Origin of the sequence: Corynebacterium sp. HMSC062E11 (assembly GCF_001811845.1) — a bacterium.
GTDB classification, from domain to species: Bacteria; Actinomycetota; Actinomycetes; order Mycobacteriales; family Mycobacteriaceae; genus Corynebacterium; species Corynebacterium hesseae.
Genome location: NZ_KV806782.1, coordinates 64,922 through 84,275, shown reverse-complemented (window position 1 = coordinate 84,275; position 19,354 = coordinate 64,922). Strand labels below are relative to the sequence as shown.

At 61.8% G+C, this 19,354-nt stretch carries 19 protein-coding genes; 14 read left to right on the top strand and 5 right to left on the bottom strand.

The window, feature by feature from the left end:
• Positions 1-225 precede the first annotated feature (225 nt).
• Positions 226-1,152: a hypothetical protein gene (locus HMPREF2822_RS03755; RefSeq protein WP_070521136.1), complete on the top strand. Its 927-nt coding sequence runs from the start codon at positions 226-228 to the stop codon at positions 1,150-1,152.
• Here the strand turns inward: HMPREF2822_RS03755 and HMPREF2822_RS03750 are convergent.
• Positions 1,149-2,888: a long-chain-fatty-acid--CoA ligase gene (locus HMPREF2822_RS03750; RefSeq protein ID WP_070521134.1), complete on the bottom strand. Its 1,740-nt coding sequence runs from the start codon at positions 2,886-2,888 to the stop codon at positions 1,149-1,151. The genes HMPREF2822_RS03755 and HMPREF2822_RS03750 overlap by 4 nt on opposite strands.
• A gap of 179 nt (positions 2,889-3,067) precedes the next feature.
• Positions 3,068-4,780 carry a long-chain-fatty-acid--CoA ligase gene (locus HMPREF2822_RS03745; protein WP_070521131.1) on the bottom strand — a complete coding sequence of 571 codons (1,713 nt, stop codon included), beginning with the start codon at positions 4,778-4,780 and terminating at the stop codon, positions 3,068-3,070.
• A gap of 76 nt (positions 4,781-4,856) precedes the next feature.
• On the opposite strand from HMPREF2822_RS03745, the gene mshA reads away from it, so the two are divergent.
• The 4 genes from mshA (at position 4,857) to HMPREF2822_RS03725 (ending at position 8,995) form a co-directional block, all read left to right on the top strand.
• Positions 4,857-6,122, top strand: a complete 1,266-nt coding sequence (mshA, locus tag HMPREF2822_RS03740) for a D-inositol-3-phosphate glycosyltransferase (RefSeq protein ID WP_070521128.1) — start codon at positions 4,857-4,859, stop codon at positions 6,120-6,122.
• Positions 6,123-6,211: 89 nt separating this feature from the next.
• Entirely contained in the window at positions 6,212-6,961 is a 750-nt protein-coding gene (locus tag HMPREF2822_RS03735) for a phosphoglyceromutase (protein WP_070521289.1), read from the top strand.
• A 73-nt stretch (positions 6,962-7,034) separates the two neighbouring features.
• Positions 7,035-8,300, top strand: a complete 1,266-nt coding sequence (locus HMPREF2822_RS03730; RefSeq protein WP_070521124.1) for a sensor histidine kinase — start codon at positions 7,035-7,037, stop codon at positions 8,298-8,300.
• Positions 8,297-8,995 carry a response regulator transcription factor gene (locus HMPREF2822_RS03725; RefSeq protein ID WP_070521121.1) on the top strand — a complete coding sequence of 233 codons (699 nt, stop codon included), beginning with the start codon at positions 8,297-8,299 and terminating at the stop codon, positions 8,993-8,995. The genes HMPREF2822_RS03730 and HMPREF2822_RS03725 overlap by 4 nt, the downstream gene beginning before the upstream one ends.
• Here HMPREF2822_RS03725 and HMPREF2822_RS03720 read toward each other — a convergent pair.
• The gene (locus tag HMPREF2822_RS03720; protein WP_070521118.1) at positions 8,992-9,873 is read right to left on the bottom strand and encodes a DUF3109 family protein; all 882 of its coding nucleotides are present in this window, start codon (positions 9,871-9,873) and stop codon (positions 8,992-8,994) included. The two genes, HMPREF2822_RS03725 and HMPREF2822_RS03720, sit on opposite strands and share 4 nt — an antisense overlap.
• A gap of 33 nt (positions 9,874-9,906) precedes the next feature.
• On the opposite strand from HMPREF2822_RS03720, the gene HMPREF2822_RS03715 reads away from it, so the two are divergent.
• The 5 genes from HMPREF2822_RS03715 (at position 9,907) to HMPREF2822_RS12905 (ending at position 13,423) form a co-directional block, all read left to right on the top strand.
• Positions 9,907-10,836, top strand: coding sequence for a Ppx/GppA family phosphatase (locus tag HMPREF2822_RS03715; protein WP_083306442.1), 930 nt, complete (start codon positions 9,907-9,909; stop codon positions 10,834-10,836).
• A 9-nt stretch (positions 10,837-10,845) separates the two neighbouring features.
• The gene (locus tag HMPREF2822_RS03710) at positions 10,846-11,694 is read left to right on the top strand and encodes a hypothetical protein (protein ID WP_070521111.1); all 849 of its coding nucleotides are present in this window, start codon (positions 10,846-10,848) and stop codon (positions 11,692-11,694) included.
• Positions 11,695-11,896: 202 nt separating this feature from the next.
• Positions 11,897-12,688 (top strand): pyrroline-5-carboxylate reductase, encoded by a 792-nt coding sequence (proC, locus tag HMPREF2822_RS03705; RefSeq protein ID WP_070521108.1) that lies wholly within the window; start codon positions 11,897-11,899, stop codon positions 12,686-12,688.
• 200 nt (positions 12,689-12,888) lie between these two features.
• Positions 12,889-13,077 carry a helix-turn-helix domain-containing protein gene (locus HMPREF2822_RS03700; protein ID WP_010189818.1) on the top strand — a complete coding sequence of 63 codons (189 nt, stop codon included), beginning with the start codon at positions 12,889-12,891 and terminating at the stop codon, positions 13,075-13,077.
• A gap of 244 nt (positions 13,078-13,321) precedes the next feature.
• Positions 13,322-13,423: a 30S ribosomal protein bS22 gene (locus HMPREF2822_RS12905; RefSeq protein WP_003855542.1), complete on the top strand. Its 102-nt coding sequence runs from the start codon at positions 13,322-13,324 to the stop codon at positions 13,421-13,423.
• A 138-nt stretch (positions 13,424-13,561) separates the two neighbouring features.
• On the opposite strand, the gene HMPREF2822_RS03695 is transcribed toward HMPREF2822_RS12905, so the two are convergent.
• Positions 13,562-14,797, bottom strand: coding sequence for an HNH endonuclease signature motif containing protein (locus tag HMPREF2822_RS03695; protein ID WP_083306806.1), 1,236 nt, complete (start codon positions 14,795-14,797; stop codon positions 13,562-13,564).
• Between the two features lie 195 nt (positions 14,798-14,992).
• Between HMPREF2822_RS03695 and HMPREF2822_RS03690 the strand changes: the two genes are divergently transcribed.
• Positions 14,993-15,571 carry an LURP-one-related/scramblase family protein gene (locus tag HMPREF2822_RS03690; RefSeq protein ID WP_070521105.1) on the top strand — a complete coding sequence of 193 codons (579 nt, stop codon included), beginning with the start codon at positions 14,993-14,995 and terminating at the stop codon, positions 15,569-15,571.
• Here HMPREF2822_RS03690 and HMPREF2822_RS03685 read toward each other — a convergent pair.
• Positions 15,568-16,623 (bottom strand): HAD-IB family hydrolase, encoded by a 1,056-nt coding sequence (locus HMPREF2822_RS03685; RefSeq protein WP_227485605.1) that lies wholly within the window; start codon positions 16,621-16,623, stop codon positions 15,568-15,570. The two genes, HMPREF2822_RS03690 and HMPREF2822_RS03685, sit on opposite strands and share 4 nt — an antisense overlap.
• A 66-nt stretch (positions 16,624-16,689) precedes the next feature.
• Between HMPREF2822_RS03685 and HMPREF2822_RS03680 the strand changes: the two genes are divergently transcribed.
• The 3 genes from HMPREF2822_RS03680 to hemC all read left to right on the top strand — a co-directional run bounded on the left by HMPREF2822_RS03680 (position 16,690) and on the right by hemC (position 19,301).
• The gene (locus tag HMPREF2822_RS03680; protein ID WP_070521099.1) at positions 16,690-16,929 is read left to right on the top strand and encodes a glutaredoxin family protein; all 240 of its coding nucleotides are present in this window, start codon (positions 16,690-16,692) and stop codon (positions 16,927-16,929) included.
• A gap of 104 nt (positions 16,930-17,033) precedes the next feature.
• Complete coding sequence (locus tag HMPREF2822_RS03675) at positions 17,034-18,410, top strand: glutamyl-tRNA reductase (protein WP_070521098.1); 1,377 nt, start codon at positions 17,034-17,036, stop codon at positions 18,408-18,410.
• Positions 18,411-19,301: a hydroxymethylbilane synthase gene (gene hemC, locus HMPREF2822_RS03670; RefSeq protein WP_070521096.1), complete on the top strand. Its 891-nt coding sequence runs from the start codon at positions 18,411-18,413 to the stop codon at positions 19,299-19,301.
• Positions 19,302-19,354 lie beyond the last annotated feature (53 nt).

Here is a 19,354-nt window from a genome sequence, read left to right as displayed (position 1 = left end):
CGTTTGGGTTGTGGGGGTACTCGCCGCGTCTCCGCCGCGCGAAGTTGCGCAACCTTTTGTATTCTTGGCCTCACTGCAGCGGCTCGGGGAGGAGCAGGGGTGGCTCAGCATCGGTTCGCGCAGCATGAAAGAAAAGAAAAACAAGGGGGGACTATGTCTCAATCAGCAACCGAGAAAACAAACAAGACACCAGCTCGGCTCAGCAAAAGCCGAGTAATCAAAACTATGACCAAGCTGGCCGGAAAGCTGGAGGAAGATTCCTCCACCGGCTTGCCCACCATCAGAATTGCCGGCGGGCTCTTAAGCATCGACGTCAACGAGGACAAGGGCGGCCTCTGTGTCTTCGGGTATTGGGGCGGTGCAGTGCGGTTCAACCCGGACCGGCAGCCTTTGCGCATGGAGGTCAATGATCTCAACGGCGGTGGACTCTCTGGCAACCTCGTTGCCGAGCCCTGCGGAAGCTCCACTATGCATACCCACCTGCTGGTCCTCGCGCCGCCTTATCTGCCGTCGACGGCCACGAATGCCCAGCTCAAGAGCATTATCGCGGGCTATGCGGCCGAAATGTCGGCGGTCTTCGCGCGCCTGGATGAGCAGTTTCCGGAAGAGCCCTCCAAGCCACGGAAGGGGTCTGGGCTTAAGCCGGTATCGCCCCACTATTTCAGCGAGGCCTATGGGGTTTCAGCGGTGGGGATGTGGCGAGTGTACGAGCGCGCCACGCGCCTGGCAATGATCGGCACGCCCGTTCACGTGGTGGACCACCGGAATGGGGTCGTGAGCATCCTCATCAATGAACACGCGATCACTATTGAATCCGCTCGTGATGGCTCCGGGGATATTGAACTCCGCCTCGTCACGCCCTCCGGCCGCTGTGCGTGCGACCTTGATGCGCTCGTGCGCTGGGCTGAGTTTATGAACGATGATCAGTACGCCTACTCAGCGCGCATCGAGGCGGTGAACCTCGACGGCGCCGAAGAGCAGGACCTCGTGCTGGTGACCACGGCCCGTATTCCCACGAAGTGGGGCTACACCGACGAGCAGCTAGATTGTCAGCTCAGCACGTTGGTGAGCCAGCTTGTCGGAGCAGGTGAGGCCTTCTACCGAACCTTCAATCCCACGCGCGTGATGCGCTATATCGACCGGGCTGCCTAGGCCGGTGCTTGTTCTCCGAGCAGCTTCAAAAGGTCCTTCTGCACCTCGCGGCGGCGGACCTTCCCCAGCTGGTCGGAGGCCAGGTGCTCGAAGTGGTAGAAGGTGCGCGGCACCTTGTAGCGGGTCAGGCGCTCGCGGCAGTAGTCCTTGAGACCCTCCGGGTCGAGCACCGCGCCGTCCTCCAGGATGATGCAGGCCACGACGTCCTCGGATCCATCCGCACGCGGACGGCCAACGACAGCCACGTTGGTGACGTCTGGGTGCTGGCGGATCACGTCTTCCACCTCGGCCGGGTAAATATTAAAGCCGCCGGTAATGATCATTTCCTTGATGCGGGAGACGATCTTGATGAAGCCATCGGACTCCATAACTGCCATGTCGCCCGTGCGGTACCAGCCGTCGTGGAAAGCCTGCTCGGTGGCTTCCGGCATGTTGAAGTAGCCCTTGAATACCTGCGGTCCGCGCACGAGGAGCTCGCCCGCGGTGCCATCCGGCTGGGTTTCATCGAGGTTGTTTGGGTTGCCGATGCGCACCTCGGTATCCGGGAAGGGGATGCCGATATAGCCGGGGCGGCGGTTCTTGTTGAGCGGGTTCGCGGCCACGATCGGCGAGGTTTCCGTGAGCCCGTAGCCTTCTACGAGCAGGCCGCCGGTGACCGTTTCCCATTCCTCAACGATCTCCGCCGGTAGTGCCGCTGCGCCCGACAGGCTGTTCTCGATGCCGTGCAGATCGATGCCCCGTTCCTGGGCCGCTTCCATGACCTTGGCGTAGATCGTGGGCACGCCCGGCATCCAAGTAGGGCGGCGCTTCTTCATGATCTCGAGAAGAAGCGGCACCTTGGGAGCTGGGGTGAGCACGAGTTCGCCACCAATGTGCACGCCGAGGGCGGCGATGAGGGTGAGTCCATAGACGTGGAAGAGGGGGAGGGTGGCGAGCATGCGCTCGGGCTTCTTGCCCAATTCGGGCACCCACGCTTCCGCCATCTTCATGTTGCAATACAGGTTGGAGTGGGTCAGCTCCGCACCTTTGGGCCTGCCGGTGGTTCCGGAGGTGTACAGGATCAGCGCGGTGTCCTCCCGGCTGACCTTGGCATCTTCCAGCTTCTGGCCCTGCCCGCCGATGGCGCGCCCCGTGAGCACGTTCCACGGCACGGTATTGGGAGCGGCAACTGAGAGCTCCGCGCGCTTGTCCTTGATGAAGGGAAGCGGCAAGCGTAACAGCAGCTGCTTGCGGCGCGGCATGGCCTCGATCATGTTGACCGTAACAATCGTTTCGAGTGGCGTAGAATCGCGAAGCTTCTCAAAGGTGGGGCTCGCCTTATCCCAGACCACGGCCACGCGGGTGGCGTGATCCTGGAAGAGGGGCTCGAGCTCAGCCGCGGTGTAGAGCGGGTTGTGCTCCACGACGGTCGCCCCCAGTTTCAGGATGGCGTAGAACACCGCCACGTGTTGGGGGCAGTTGGGCAGTGCTACGGCGACGCGATCACCAGGACGGATGCCAAAGGCCTTGAGGCCCGCTGCGGCGGCGCGCACGTGGGTATCGAGTTCGCGGTAGGTCATCTGGTGACCGAAGAACCACGTCGCCGGCCTGTCGCCGAATTCCTCCACGGTCTCTCGGTAGGAGTCCAAAAGCGTTTCGGTGCCGTAGTCCAGATTAGGTTTAGTCCACTCAGGGTAGTACTGGAGCCAGGCTTTCGTCTCAAAGGCGGAAGAGGCCTGAGCAGGGGCTTCGGTCATGTTCGCGAACTCCTTAGGTGGTCAAACTTGTTATGTGTGAAACAGTATAACTAATTTGTGACGGAAGTCTCGCAAATCTTTGCAAAGTTGCTTGCAGTAACGAAATCTTTTCGGGATAAATTAATAGCCCCGGTGATGTGCGTTTATCACGCAGGGATCGGTTCCGGGGCTATGGAGTGCTACTTCTCCGCTTTGAGGCGCTCGAGCAGATCCGCCTGAACCTCGCGGCGGCGAATCTTTCCCAGCTGGTCGGTGGCCAGCTTCTCAAAGTGGTAGAAGGTGCGCGGCACCTTGTAGCGGGTCAAGCGCTCGCGGCAGTAGTCCTTGAGGCCCTCGGGGTCGAGCGCGGCGCCGTCGTTCAGCACGATGCAGGCCACGACGTCTTCCGAGCCGTCCGAACGCGGGCGGCCCACCACGGCTGCCTCCGCCACGTCTGGGTGATCCAGCAGTGTTTCCTCAACCTCACCGGGGTAGACGTTGAATCCGCCGGTGATGATGATTTCCTTGATGCGGCTGACCAGGCGGATGAATCCATCTTCCTCCATCACGCCCATATCACCCGTACGGAACCAGCCATTGTGGAAGGCATTCTCTGTGGCTTCCTCATCGCCGAAGTAGCCCTTAAAGATCTGCGGGCCACGGGCCAGCACCTCACCTTCTTCGCCATCCGGCATGGTCTCATCAAGGTTGTCCGGGTTGGCAATGCGAATCTCGGTATCCGGGAAGGGGATGCCCACGTAGCCGGGGCGGCGGGCGTCACTCATCGGGTTACCCACGATGATGGGCGAACACTCCGTCAGGCCATAGCCCTCCACGAGCATGCCGCCGGTGTACTTCTCCCACTTCTCCACGGTATTGACCGGCAGGGTCGACGCTCCGGAGAAGGCCGCGCGCACGCCGTCCAGGGAGACGTCATCTTCTTCCGCCTTCGCCACGATGCGCTCGTACAGGGTTGGCACGCCCGGCACCCAGGTCGGGGTGTGCTTCTTCATGAGATCCATGATGAGCGGCATCTGCGGGCTCGGCAGCAGAACCAATTCGCTGGCGATGAGCGGCGCCAAGGTGGCGTTCATGGTCAGGCCGTAGGCGTGGAAGAAAGGGAGCGCAGCGAGCATGCGCTCCGGGGAATCGCCCAGGCCTGGGACCCAGTGCTTGCCCATGAGCAGGTTGGAGAAAAGGTTGCCGTGGGTCAGCTCCGCGCCCTTGGGGCTGCCGGTGGTGCCGGAGGTGTACAGGATGAGCGCGGTGGTGTCCTTGGTGACGTCCTCCGGGGTGAGGACGTCAGAACCATCGCCGCCAATGGCGTTGCCAACGAGGGACTCCCACGGCACCGTGTTCGGTGCCGGGGCGGTGAGCTGATCGCGCTTGGACTTCAGTGGCGGGATAGGCAGGCGCAGGGCCAAGCGCTGCGGAGTCGGCATCGCGTTGATCATGTTGATGGAGACGACGGTCTCCAGGGAGGTCGTCGGGCGCAGCTTCTCCAAGGTGGAGGCCGTCTTATCCCAGGAAATGGCGATGCGTGCGCCGTGGTTCTGGAACAGGCCCTCCAGCTCGTGGGCAGTGTAGAGAGGGTTGTGTAAAACCGCGATGGCGCCCAGCTTGAGCACGGCCCAGAAGGAGGCGATGAACTGCGGGCAGTTGGGGGCGACGATGGCTACGCGGTCCCCCGGGCGCACTCCGAAGGCGCGCAGGCCGGCGGCGGCGCGGCGGACCTGCTTGTCCAGCTCGGCGTAGGTTTGTGTGCGGCCGAAGAAGTAGGTTGCCGGCTTGTCGGGGTGGAGCGCGAGGTTGTTGTCGTAAACGTCGAGAAGCGTGGTGTCCCCGTATTCCAGGCTGTGTGGTGTCCACTCTGGGTAGTACTGGAGCCACGCCTTGGACTCGTATGCCGACATCGATTCACCTTTCGGTCGCGTAGGTTAAGGTACGGGCCAGTATAACGCGGGTCGTTTCGGGATACACTGGGAAATTATGCGCATCGCGATGATTTCCATGCATACCTCGCCCCTTGAGCAGCCCGGTTCCGGGGATGCGGGCGGCATGAACGTCTACGTTCTCAATACTGCTCGCCAGCTCGCACGCCGCGGCGTGGAGGTCGATATTTTTACCCGCGCCACGCGCCCCAGCCAGGGTGAGGTGGTGGGCGTCGAGGAGCGCCTGCGCGTCATCAACATTGTGGCGGGGCCCTATGAGGGCTTGAGCAAGGAAGAGCTGCCCACCCAGTTGGCTGCGTTTACGGGCGGGATCTATAACTTCGCGCGCTGTTTTGAGGTGGACTATGACGTCATCCACTCTCACTATTGGCTCTCCGGTCAGGTGGGCTGGTTATTGCGTGATCTGTGGGACATTCCCCTCGTCCACACCGCGCACACGCTGGCCGCGGTGAAGAACGTGCACCGCACGCTCGATGACACCCCAGAGACTGAGGCGCGCCGCATCTGTGAGCAGCAGCTGGTGGATAACGCTGACATCCTGGTGGTTAATACAGCCCAGGAGACCCGCGATCTGATCGAGCACTACGATGCATCGCCGGACAATATCGTTGTGGTCTCCCCGGGTGCGGACACGGAGCTCTATACCCCGGGCACCGACCGCATGACGGAGCGTGCGCGCCGCCAGCTGGGCATCCCGCTGCACACCAAGGTGGTGGCGTTCGTGGGCCGCCTGCAAAAATTCAAGGGCCCTGACGTGCTCATTCGCGCTACGGCGGAGCTGATGGAGCGCGATCCGGATCGCCGCCTGCGCGTGGTCATCTGTGGTGGCGCCTCGGGGGCGAATTCCTCGCCGGATACCTACCACAATCTGGCCCGCGAGCTGGGGGTGGAGCGCGTCGTGCGTTTCCTCAGCCCGCGCCCGCCGCAGGAGCTCGTGGCCATCTATCAGGCCGCGGATATTGTTGCGGTCCCCAGTTATAACGAGTCCTTTGGGCTGGTGGCCATGGAGGCCCAGGCTTCTGGAACACCCGTCGTGGCGGCGGCCGTCGGAGGCTTGCCCATCGCCGTTGCGGACGGCGATACTGGCCTGCTCGTCCACACGCATTCGGCGCAGGACTGGGCGGATGCGCTGGAGCAGTTGCTTGACGACGACCCCCGCCGCATCGCCATGGGCGAAGCCGCCGTCGATCACGCCCAGCAGTTTAGTTGGGCGGCGGCTGCCGCCCAGTTGGAGAACATCTACGCCGACGCGATGAGTATTGAGATTCCGGACTGTCACGCGCGCCGGGCAATCGGATATTAATCCCACATAAGCGGGCATAAACCCACAGTTAGGGGTGATGTGCCCGGGTTCACAGGCAAGCGGCCAAAAAACGTGGCATGCTGGTGTTTATGAGTAACGGAAAGCTGATTCTACTTCGACACGGACAGTCCGAATGGAACGAGTCCAACCAGTTCACCGGTTGGGTTGATGTCAACCTCACCGCCAAGGGTGAGGGTGAGGCCAAGCGTGGCGGCGAGCTGCTCAAGGAACAGGGCATTCTGCCGACTGTCGTGTATACCTCCCTCCTGCGCCGCGCCATCCGCACGGCCAACATTGCGCTTAATGCCGCAGACCGCCACTGGATTCCGGTCGTGCGCGATTGGCGCCTGAACGAGCGCCACTACGGCGCACTGCAGGGCCTCAACAAGGCCGAGACCAAGGACAAGTATGGCGAGGAACAGTTCATGGCATGGCGCCGCTCCTACGGCACCCCGCCGCCGGAGCTGGAGGACGGCGCCGAGTACTCCCAGGCCGGTGACCCGCGCTACGCCAACCTGGATCAGGTTCCGCGTACGGAGTGCCTGAAGGATGTCGTCGAGCGCTTCGTTCCTTACTTCGAGGAGGAGATCCTCCCGCGCGCCAAGAAGGGTGAGACCGTTCTCATCGCCGCACACGGCAACTCCCTGCGCGCGCTGGTCAAGCACCTGGATCAGATCTCCGATGAGGAGATCGCCGGCCTCAATATCCCGACGGGCATCCCGCTGGTCTACGAGATCGCTGAAGACGGTTCCGTGGTGAACCCGGGTGGCACCTACCTGGATCCGGAGGCTGCCGCTGCCGGTGCCGCCGCCGTGGCCGCGCAGGGTGGCAAGAAGTAGCCGAAAACCGCTACGTGCTGCGCACGATCCCCAAGGAGCCTATACTCCTTGGGGATTCTTTGTAGGGGCGTGAATGATTGTGGAACTGGTACTAGCTTTCCTGGCCGGCGTGGTGGCCTGCGGCCTGGCCATACCGGTGATTACCCGGGTCCGCGAGCGCCTGGTACGCCGCCGCGTCCGTGATGCGGATGCGAACCAGGTCACCAGCGTTAGCCAGGTCTTGCACCTCGCCGTGTCCGGCTCTCCAGCCGGGATGGCCGTGCTCTCGCGCTCCAAAGAGATCATCTTTTCTAACCCTGCCTCCCATGAGATGTCGATGGTGCACGACCGGGCGGTGAACCCCGATCTGTGGAAAGTTGCGCAGGAGGTTTTCGAGGATAAAGAGACCCGAACGCTGGACCTTTCTATCCCGAAGCGGCGCACCGGAAATCGCGTGATTCAGGTGCGTGCGGTGGTCCAGCCGCTGACGCTGAACGACGATCGCTTCGTCATCGTCTACGGCACCGATGAGTCCGAGTCGGTGCGCATGGAATCCGCCCGCCGTGACTTCGTGGCCAACGTGTCCCACGAGTTGAAAACCCCGGTGGGTGGCATCGCGCTGCTGGCTGAGGCCCTCCTTGAGGACACCGGGAATCCCGAGCACGTCGAGTATTTCGGCAGCAAGGTGCAGAAGGAAGCGGCGCGTATGGCCGACATGGTCAGCGAGCTCATCTCCTTGTCTAAACTGCAGGGCGCGGAGGCGCTCCCGGAAATGGAGCCGCTCGATCTCGATGAGATCATCGATGAGGCCATTACCCGCAACCAGCTTGCCGCCGATTCCCACCACAATCAGCTCACCCGCGGTGATTCCGAGGGGGTCCAGGTCATGGGGGACAAGTCCCTCTTGGTCACGGCGATTTCCAACCTCATCTCAAATGCCATCCACTATTCGCCGGATGAGATGCCGGTGTCGGTCACGCAGAAGGTTGTCGGCGGAAAGGTCGTCCACATCCGCGTCACCGACCGTGGCATCGGCATTGCCCCGGAAGACCAGAAGCGGGTCTTTGAGCGCTTCTTCCGCGTGGATAAGGCGCGGTCCCGGCAGACCGGTGGAACCGGCCTTGGTCTGGCCATTGTGAAGCATGTCGTGGCTAATCACGGTGGCAATATCAAACTGTGGTCACGCCCCGGAACTGGCTCGACGTTCACAATCGAGCTCCCTATCTACGCGGAAGAAAAGCCAGCAGATAATCTTATTCATCGGGATAATATAGAAGACGGGGCCGTCAGCTCCGCCGCCCCTGGTTTACAGCGCGCCGTGGCGCGCGTAGCCGCTCGTCGAAAGGATAAAGCGCAATGACCACCATCCTCATCGTTGAAGATGAAGAGTCGCTGGCCGATCCCCTCGCCTTCCTCCTCCGAAAGGAGGGATTCGACGTTCTCCTCGCCCCGGACGGGCCCAGCGCGCTAGAACAGTTCGCAGCGAACCACGTGGACATCGTCTTGCTGGACCTCATGCTGCCGGGCATGTCCGGAACGGACGTGTGCAAGCAATTGCGCGCGACATCCTCCGTGCCGGTGATCATGGTGACCGCGCGTGACTCTGAAATTGACAAGGTCGTGGGGCTCGAGCTGGGCGCAGATGATTACGTAACCAAGCCCTATTCCTCTCGCGAACTCATCGCCCGCATCCGCGCGGTGCTGCGCCGCGGTAACGATGCCTCTTCCGATCACGGTGAGGAGGAGCCCGACGAGCAGATTCTGGAAGGCGGCCGCGTGCGCATGGACGTGGAGCGCCACACCGTGCTTGTCGCCGGCGAGCCGGTTTCCATGCCGCTCAAGGAGTTTGATCTCCTCGAGTACCTGCTGCGCAACTCTGGGCGCGTGCTGACCCGCGGTCAGCTCATCGACCGTATTTGGGGCGCGGACTACGTGGGTGACACAAAGACTCTCGACGTCCACGTCAAGCGCCTCCGCTCCAAGATCGAGGCCGAGCCTTCCCACCCGCAGCAGCTCGTGACGGTGCGCGGCCTGGGATACAAGTTCGAGGCTTAAGCGCCAGGGTCCGCTGGGTGCCGCGGGAACTCGACTCCGGAGCGCGCCCGGGCCTCGCAGTGCTTGGCCAGGATTTCGTAGCACTCCTCGCCGAGTAGCGCGATCAGCTCGGTCTTCTGCGACTTCCACAGCGGTTCTTCCGCGGTGTGGCACGAGGGATCGGCCGAGCAATACCAATCGAAGTCCTCGCCGCCGTTGCCCCATCCGCGGCGGTCGTACTCACCGATGGTGGTGCGTAGGATTTCCTCCCCGTCGGGGCGCTCCTCATAGTCTTCGTGCCGGCGAATCGGCAGCTGCCAGCACACTTCGGGCTTGACCACGGTGAGCTCTTCCCCCGCGTCGAGCGCCCACTGATGGATAGCGCAACCCGCGCCCGTGGGCCAGCCGGCGCGGTTGGCGAAGATGCAGGCGCCGGCGACAAGCGGCGTCTTCAGCGCCGGTTCCGGCTCGCCATCATCGCCGTCGAGTTCATCCCACTCCAGCCACGGTTCCAGCTCCTCGGGTTCACCGTGCTTCAGGAACTCATCTACCCCCTCTGGGCGGTGCTGCCAGAAACGTGCGGGCATGCGGGCGACGGCGTCGCGAAGCTGCTCTCGATCCGTTTCATCGGCCATGTATGCGCCGTGCACGCAGCAGCCGACGTCGGGCTGTTGCTTATCGATGCCGTGGCACTTCTCCGTCCCAAACTGGCAGGCATAGTGCGATTCGAGCCAGGTCAGGTCGATGGAAAAGACGTGGAGTGGATCGTGCGGATCCGTAAATTCGAACCACTCTCTGGGGAAGTCGGGGGCCTTTTCGCGGCCGGCGATAATGGAAGCCGCCGCGGGGGAGGAGGCCGGAAAACCCAGGTAAACTTCTTTTGATTTCGGGCGATTCACACCTACCCACGGTAGACCTACTACTGTAGAGGCGTGCGATTAGGTGTATTAGACGTCGGAAGTAATACCGTCCACCTCGTTGCGGTCGATGCCGCAACCGGTGGGCGGCCTTCGCCGATGAGCGATTGGAAAACCCCGCTGCGTCTGGTGGAACAGCTAGACAAAGACGGCAACATCCATGAGAAGGGCATGAAGAAGCTCATCTCCGCCGTGGGGGAAGCCGCTGAGTTGGGCAACAAGCTGGGCTGTGACGAGTTCATTGCCTTTGCTACTTCTGCCGTGCGCTCGGCCACTAATTCGGCCAAGGTTCTCGACGAAGTTGAGAAACAAACCGGCGTCCGCCTCGAGATCTTGTCGGGCGAGGAGGAAGCTCGGTTGACCTTCCTAGCCGCTCGCCGTTGGTATGGCTGGTCCGCTGGCCGCATTACCAACCTCGACATCGGTGGTGGCTCGCTGGAGCTGTCCACCGGTACCGACGAGCATCCGGAAATGGCTTTCTCCCTCGATTTGGGAGCGGGCCGTCTGACTCACAACTGGTTCGATACCGACCCGCCAGAAAAATCCAAGGTGAACCTGCTGCGGGATTACATCGATGCGGAACTGGCCGGCGTCGCCGATAAAATGCGCGCGCTGGGCCCTGCCGGGTTGGCCGTGGGTACCTCGAAAACCTTCCGCACGCTGGCTCGATTGACCGGTGCTGCACCGTCTTCGGCGGGCCCCTATGTGAAACGCACGCTCACTGCGCCGGGCCTGCGTCAGCTGATTTCCTTCATTTCCCGTATGACTGCAGCTGACAGGGCGGACCTTGAGGGTGTAAGTTCTACCCGATCGCATCAGATCGTCGCCGGCGCTTTAGTGGCGGAGGCGAGCATGCGTGCCCTGGGAATCGAAAAGTTGGAGATCTGCCCCTGGGCTCTCCGAGAAGGTGTCATTTTGCGCCGTACCGATAAGGGACTGGAATAGGAAAGAAACGTGGCTGACAAGAAACAGTTGACAGTTGCGGAGCTGCTGGCCCGTAACGCGAAGGACCGATCTGGCGAGGAGAAGAGCTCGCGCCGCCATCGCCGGAGCCTTGACGAAGGCGGCATCTCGGTTGCGGAGCTGACCGGCAATCTCGAAAAGGTCAAGGCAACTCCGGCGGAGGCTAAGCACTCGAGTGTCTCCATCGATGAGCCGGCCCCGGTTATTCCTGCGCCGAAGAAGGAGAAGAAGGAGAAGCCTCAGCAAGAGACACCTCAGCAGGAGGCCCCGCAGAAGGACGCTGATAAGTCTCACTCCGCCGCCCCTGCGGAGAAGCCAACCGAATCTGAGTCCAAGCCTTCCCAGCCCTCTGACGAGGACACGCGCGTAATCCAGAAGGTCAAGGACGAGCCCAAGAAGGCTGAAGACAAGGCCCAGTCAAAGGTCGAGTCAAAGGCTGAGCTGAAGACCGAGGAAAAGGTTGAGCCAAAGGCCAACGACAAAGTCGATGACAAGGCCGAGGATGACACCTTTACCACGGGTGAACTCGAGGCAGTCGACCATGATGTTGAAGAGTACGACGAGGACTATGACGAGGAGGACGAGGGCAAGCTCAACCCCTTCGCCGTCGTCCTGCTCGCCCTCGTGGGCATCGTGCTCGGCGCCATCGTGTTCAAGGGCTTTGAGATTCTCTGGGACCGCTTTGACCGCTTGGTCGTCGTGGTACTCGGTGTTGTTGTCACCGGCGTCATCGTCGGAATCGTCCACGCACTCCGCACGAGCCGCGACGGTTTGTCCATGTTCCTCGCAGCCGTGGCCGGTCTCGTGCTGACCTTTGGCCCGCTGCTCGTGGTGATGTAAGCACCAGCCCAAAAGGCATCTTCTCAAAGGCATCTGCCAGAAGGTATCTTTGCCCCTGAAAACGCCATCTATCCTGCTGTAAATGGCATCTTCAGGGCAGAAAACGCCTTCTGGCAGATGCCTTTTGCATGTGTGAGGATAGCGTGCGAGCAGCCCTGTTGATTGGTGGCCGCGTCCTGGCCTTTCTGGCACCCTGGAAAGCATGACAAAAATTGCAGTACTTGGTGGAGGACAAATCGGCGAAGCCCTCGTTTCTGGGCTGGTGCATGCGGGCTATGATGCCGCGGACATCGTGGTGACCAACCGCCGCACTGAGCGCGGCGAGGAGCTGAAGAGCGCGTACGGCGTCAGCGTCACGAGCGTTAACCCCGCGGCTATCGACGGCGCCGACTACATCTTCGCCTGCGTGAAGCCTTATGCCATCGTGGAGCTTCTTGAGGGCCTCGACATCCCACAGACGGCCGTGGTTGTGTCCATGGCAGCCGGCTTAACTCTCGAGACCCTGGAGAAGGCCGCTGGGGAGGGCGTGCCGGTCGTCCGCGTCATGCCGAACACCCCCATGTTGGTGGGCAAGGGTATGTGCACCTGCGCGGGCGGCACCCACGTGACGGAGGAGCATCTCGACGGCGTGGTCAAGCTCCTGGAGGCTGTCGGCGAGGTTGCTGTCATTGAGGAGAAGCACATCGATGCTGCTACCGCTCTAGCCGGCTCCGCGCCCGCCTACTACTTCCTAGTCACGGAGGCGCTGATCGACGCCGGCGTGCAGCTCGGCCTCACCCGCGATGTTGCCGAGAAGCTAGCCACCCGCACCGCACAAGGCGCCGGAACGATGCTGGCTGAATCCGGCAAGGATCCGGTTGCTTTGCGCGCAGGGGTGACCTCCCCGGGGGGAACCACTGCCGCCGCTCTTCGCGAGCTCGAGGAGTCTGGCCTGCGGGGTGCGTTCTTCCGAGCCGCTGAAGCCTGCACCCAGCGTGCGCAGGAACTTGCCTAAAACTTCCCGTCGCCCTGGGAGCCCTGTGGCACGTGTTGCCACACGGGCTTGAAGGGCAGCAGCGGTGCGAAAGAGGAAAAAATTAGCTCTTGGGTCGCATTAGTCACAGGTTTCACGCTAAGCTGGCAGGAGCGCGTGCGTGATAGTCCTGTGGGAGGGGAAGCCTACAGCGCGTCACGTGCTGAAGGGTTAAATAAACTATGACGAATGAAGATAAGGGAACTTTCCTGACCATCGCCGAAGTTGCGGAGATCATGCGTGTCTCCAAGATGACGGTCTACAGGTTGGTTCATGCAGGTGACATGCCGGCCGTGCGCGTGGGACGCTCGTTCCGCGTTCACGAATCCGCCGTCAAGGAATACCTTGAGGCTTCCGTATACGGAGCCTAGCGTTCACCTCTTTCTGGCAGCGCCCACCACTGCGGACCCCTCGCGGTCCACGGCGGTGGGCGCTGCCCTTAGTTTTGGTGCTGGGCAGGCCGCTAGGTAAGATAGTGAACATTCGTTTCGGCACTGGCATGCCTGCGTCTCCCTGTTTCGCGGGGACCGCCTCGAGTGCACCGTGGGTGGTTTTGTTCCAGGCGTTGCCGGCCGGGTTACGTACGTACTGATACCGAAAGTGAGGAAACCTGCTATGGGTTCTGTCATCAAGAAGCGCCGCAAGCGCATGTCCAAGAAGAAGCACCGCAAGATGCTGCGCCGCACCCGCGTTCAGCGTCGTAAGCTGGGCAAGTAAAGCTTCGCCTGCAACTCCCCGCATGGTCCTTTTTAGGATCGTGGCGGGGAGTTTCTGCTATCTATTCTCCTTTCTATCCGTCATTTCAGACGACCTCTCCGTCGTTTCACACGACGTCGTTTTAGACGACGGAGCCGCTTAGAACGGAATGTCTTCCTGCGGTGCGCTTGGAGTGTGGGGTTCCTTGGCAGCGGCCTGCGCTTCCTTAGCTTCCTGCTGGACAGCTTCCTCTTGGGCGCGCTCGCGGGTGGCCGTGATTTTCTGGGCTACCGTCTGTGCCCAACGCTTCGCTTTCTTTGCCAGCGGGCCGGTCGGCTCCGTCGTTGCCCACGTCCCATCCTCGTAGAGCCACACCATATCCCCGGTGTGTGGGTCCATGATGTAGTGCGCGCGCCCATCAGTCTTCATATTGTGATGGTGTTGGCACAGGCTGGCCAGGTGGCGCGGGTGCGTGGCGCCGCCGTCGGCATAGTTGATGCGGTGGTCCATCTGGCATAGGTAGGCGGGCCGGTTGCAGCCCGGTGCGCGGCAGGTGCCATCGCGGCCTTCCACATATTTGCGGATGAGCTCTGAAGCTATGTAGCTGGCTGATTCCGGCGGCTGGGAGGACAGGTCGCGCGTGCGTGTGGCGGGCATGTCCTGCGATGTCCATCCGTACCCTTGGATGAAGGTGGGAGCGTTGTCGATATCACTGGCTTGGTAGGTGTGCAGAATGATGGTCGCGGGCGGAGAGATGCTGCCGGCGATGAGCTTCTTTAGGGCATCAGCCTGCGAGAGCCCGTTCTCCTTCGCTGCCTGTTTGATGTAGCCATCCAGAATCATCCCCGTGGCACTGTCCGTATTGAGCTCAAGGATGCCGCGCTTGCCAGTATCGGTAAAAGTATAAGAGTCCTTCTTCGGCGAATCGCGGAAGGTAAAAGCTTTATTGATGCTCTTGCAAATATCGCGCACCTTGCGCCCAATCTGCGCCGGTGTAGGGAAGACCTGATTCGGGGAGGTGGGGGTGAAGTAATCGACCAGGGCATCGTCGATAAGCGCGAGCGTTTCCGGAGGTAGCTTGCCGAGCTTCGTCAGGGTGCGGTCGATGGTGATGAGTGCCTTCATGTCCAACAGAAACTGACTGTCCTGCAGGGCCTTGACCTGCGGTAGCTCCGTGAGGCGGTGCACGGCCAGGCAGCATTCACTCACGGTGTAGTCACCGACGCCAAGCTTGGCGACGAGCCTCTGGCACGCAACATCAAAATCCTCATCGAGCTCTGGCATGGCAGCTACCCAAGAGCGATAGTCCGCGCGGCGGGCGGCGCTGCGCTCCACGGCGAGGGCGCAGTCAGGGTTCATATGGGAAAAGTAGGCGGTTTGAGTGGCGGTGTTCACGGTGTCCCCCAGGTTTATGGTGTCGCTTGTATGTTCTACGCGCACTATAAAACACGCCCCGGACATCTACTATGACCTGGGGAATGTAGGTATTTCCTCGAGGTATTTGAGACATACAAGCGCCCTCTTTGCATCAGTGGGGAGTATTGTCTTCCGGCCCCACAGGCGTCCGCTGCGTACGTATGATGGCGAACTATGTTGCCTAGACTCTTGACCCTTGACAACCTGGTTATCTCACAGACAAAGTCCTTCATGCAGGATCAGTTCCTGATCGCCGATGAACAAGGCGTGCCCGTGGGCACCATCGTGCAGTCGTCGAGCATGAAGGACATGTTCTTCAATGCCTCCCGCAGCCTCGAGGTTGCCTTCACGGATGAGCAGGGCAATCCGCAGCAACCGCTCATGGTGATCAAGGATCCGCCGAACTTCGTGCGGGATACATATGAGGTGTATTTGCCGGGCGTCGAGAAGCCCATGGCAGTGGTGACCAAGAAGTTCTCCCTGCTAAAGACGCGCCTGACCTTGGAGATGGAAGGCTTCCCAGAGATTGAAATTGAAGGCGATGTCTGGGATTGGAATATCACGATTACCAGCCAGGGTCAGCCGCTGGCGGAGGTCCGCAACGAATGGTCAGGCGTGGGACGGTTCCTAGCCGGGAAGAATACCTACAAACTCAGCATCGCGCCGGGGCTCGACCCGCAGCAGCATGCGGGGCTCATCGGTGCGGTCATGTGCATGGATATGCTGCGCACCAAGCAGCAGAACAGTAGCTAGCGGCGCACCATGCGCCAGCTTCCATAGGAAAAGAGCGCGGTGGCCAGCGCCGGGAGGCCATAGGTGCGCACGGCCTTGCGCACGGAGCGGTAGTCGCGGATGAGCCAGCCTTTTTCCTCCGCGATATCGCGCAGCTTGGAATCCGGGTTAATGGCCACGGGGGTTCCCACCATGGAGAGCATCGGGACGTCGTTGGAGCTGTCGGAGTAGGCGGTGCAGCGCTCAAGGTCGAGGTTCTCCAAGGTAGCCAGTGCTGCCACGGCGTGCTTCTTGCCCGAGCCGTGGAGGATATCGCCCACGAGGCGGCCGGTGAAGCGGCCATCTTTTACTTCCGCCACGGTGCCGAGCGCGCCCGTGAAACCGAAACGCTGCGCCAGAATCTGCGCTAGCTGCACGGGGGTTGCGGTAACCAGCCATACCTGCTGGCCGGCATCGAGGTGCATCTGCGCCAGCTGTTTTGTGCCCGGGTAGGCCTTGCGTGCCATGGATTGGTCCACGATGCTCTCGCACAGGGCCACCATCTCATCCACCGAGCGGCCCTTGACGAACTCGAGCGCCTGCACGCGCCCGGCGGCTACGTCCGCGGCATTCTCCGAACCGGAGACGCGGAATTTGAGCTGCTTCCATGCGATGGGAAGGATCTCAGAAAGCTTGAAGTAGCGGCGGCGCGCAAGCCCCAGCGCGAAGGCTACGAGCGAGGAGCCTTGGATCAACGTGTTATCCACGTCGAAGAAGGCGGCGGCGCCAACGTCCTGGGGGATGTCCGGGTCGGGCTCAGTGATGGAGCGCGAACCCGCCGATTCGAAGGAGCCCCGGACGGAATCCACGCCAGAGGAAAACGCATCCAGGTCAATGCCAAAGAGATGTTCCACCGCCGCAGCTGCCGACGCCTCACCTGCCGCCCGCTGGTGCTCTTCACCCAGCGGGGCAAAGGCCTGTTGCTCCAAGAAGTTACGTAGGTTTCCCCTGCTTGCGGTCCAGTTGGCAAGGAACTCGCGGGGAGAATCGGGCATACCGGGAGGCAGGGGGAGGGGCACGCGTTCAGCTTTCATAGGGCGGGCAGACTAACGTGTCCATAGTAAACCGCAAACCGTTCTACGTCCTATCGAGGAGTTTCTATGTCCCACGTCGTCGAACTGATGGTGCGTACTACGTGTGGCTCCTGCGCGCGAGTGCTCGAGCAGATTACTCCGGTGGTTCAGCAGTCTGGTGCGGAGCTTAACGTGCGCACGGTGGATGAGGATGCGGAGCTGGCCATGGAATATGGTGATCGCGTCCCCGTTGTAGTGATTGATGGGGAGGAATTCTCCTGTTGGGAAGTGGACAATGAGGAGCTCGCGCAGGCGCTGGCGCAGTAGTTTTCTTTGGCGTTCCCGCGAGTTTCGGAAACAAGCAGAAGGCTAGTAGTCTTTTGGATGATCTATGTCATCCAAAGGGATGATAAACAACTGGAGGGTAGTGCATGAGTGTGCTCGTCGTGGGCATGTCGCATCAGTCGGCGCCGGTGGCGCTGCTGGAAAAGCTGAGCATGGACGAGACCGTGCAGAACCATACGTGCCGGGCCATGGTGTCGGCGGGTTCGCTGAGCGAGGCGATGATTATCTCCACGTGCAACCGCCTGGAGGTCTACACCGTTACCAATTCCTTCCACACAGGCGTGCAGGATGTCGTGCGCAACCTCGCTGAAGTTTCCGGCGTGGGGGAGGAGGAACTGCGCTCCTACCTTTATGTTCGCTATGCCGACGCCGCCGCTGAGCACCTCATGATGGTGGCCTCGGGCTTGGACTCGATGGTGGTAGGTGAGCAGCAAATCATCGGCCAAGTCCGTACCGCCTATCAGTTCGCTGTCGAGCAGGGAACCGTCGGGCCGCGTATCCACGCGCTGGCCCAGTCCGCGCTGCGCACCGGCAAGCGGGTGCATTCCGAAACCGAGATCGATGAGGCGGGATCCTCCATGGTCTCTTTCGCTTTCGATCAGGCCCTGAGCCGCATGGGCACGGAGGATCTCGACGGCAAGCGCGTGCTGATCTTGGGGGCGGGTGCAATGGCCTCGCTAGCGGCAACCCACGCGGGGCGCTTGGGAGCACACCTGGTTATTGCGAACCGCACCCTGGCTCGCGCCCAGCGCGTGGCGGAACATGCCCATGAAGCGGGCGTCTATGCGGACGTCGTTGAGTTCGCGCACCGCGCCCAGGCTTTGCACGATGTGGACATGGCGATTTCTGCCACGGGCGCCCAGGATTTCACCATTTCAGCGGCCGACGTCGAGCGTTACCACGTGGCCGACCGCGAGCTCATGCTCGTGGATCTCTCCTTGCCGCGCGATATCGATGATGCGGTAGCAGATGTCGAGGGGGTCGACCTCGTTAACATCGAGAGGCTGAGTAATTCTTTGCAGGCGGCCGATACTGACCTTGCCGCCGGCACCAGCCCCCACGCGCAGGCGCGGCGCATCGTCAATGAAGAGCTGGAAGCCTATGCTTCCGAGCAGCGCGTCCGCGACGTCGTCCCGGCGGTATCGGCGCTGCGCAAGCGGGCAGCGAACCTGGTTCAGTGCGAGGTAGCGCGGCTGGAGCAGAAGCACCCAGAGCTGGATGAGCGCCAGATGGGAGACATCAACCGTGCTCTCAAGCGCGTTGCAGATAAGCTGCTCCATGAGCCCACGGTTCGTGCGAAGAAGCTCGCAGCCAACTCCGGAACGGTGAGCCACGAGACCGCGCTGCAGGAACTCTTTGGGCTCCAGCTAGAGGGCAGCGGTGTGGCCATTGACGTGGCGGAGCTGCCGGATGCCGCGCAGATGGAAGCCGCGGAAAGCACTAAGGAAGAAAAGGACGCATAGATGTTGACGATCGGCACCCGAGGATCCCTCCTGGCCACCACGCAGTCGGGGCACGTGCAGGAGTGGCTGCAGCAGGCAGGCTATGAGGCAGAGCTGCACATCGTCACCACGCAGGGGGATGTCAACATGGCGCCCGTGGAGCGCATCGGCGTGGGCGTATTTACGCAGGCCCTGCGTGAGGCCGTTGCCCGCGGCGAGTGCGAGATCGCGGTGCACTCCTTCAAGGATCTGCCCACGGCTGCCGACGAACGCTTCGACCTTGTGGTTCCGCAGCGCCAGGACATCCGCGAAGCGCTTATCGCCCGCGATGGCCTGACCCTCAAGGAGCTGCCGGAGGGCGCACGCGTAGGTACCTCCGCGCCGCGCCGCATCAGCCAGTTGCGGGCGCTGCGCCCGGACCTTGACATTCGCCCACTTCGAGGCAATATCGACACCCGCATGGGCAAGGTCACCGGTGGCGAGCTCGACGCCGTCCTCCTGGCTTACGCCGGCCTCGTGCGCGCGGGCTATGCCGATCGCGCCACCGAGGTCTTCGACCCGGAGGTTTTCATGCCCGCCCCGGCACAAGGCGCGCTGGCCATCGAGGCAGTGAAAGGAACGGAGGCTGCACAGGCCATCGCCCTGCTTGCCGACGCCCCCGCCACCGCCGCCACACGCGCCGAGCGCACCGTGCTCTCCCGGCTAGAAGCCGGCTGCACCGCGCCGGTTGCCGCGGTCTCTCACTGGGAAGGCGAGCAACTGGTCGTGCGCGGCGGAGTCTTCGCCCTCGATGGTTCTCGTCAGCTCATCGCTCAGGCCCAGGGCGAGGCCAGCGAGGCAGAAGAATTGGGGCGCGCGGTCTCCGAGGAGCTCTTCGCACAGGGAGCTGCAGACCTCCTGGCAGCGGAGTAATCGCACGTAATTTTTGCTTTGGGGCCTTTTCCTTTAGTGTGTATCTAGCACAC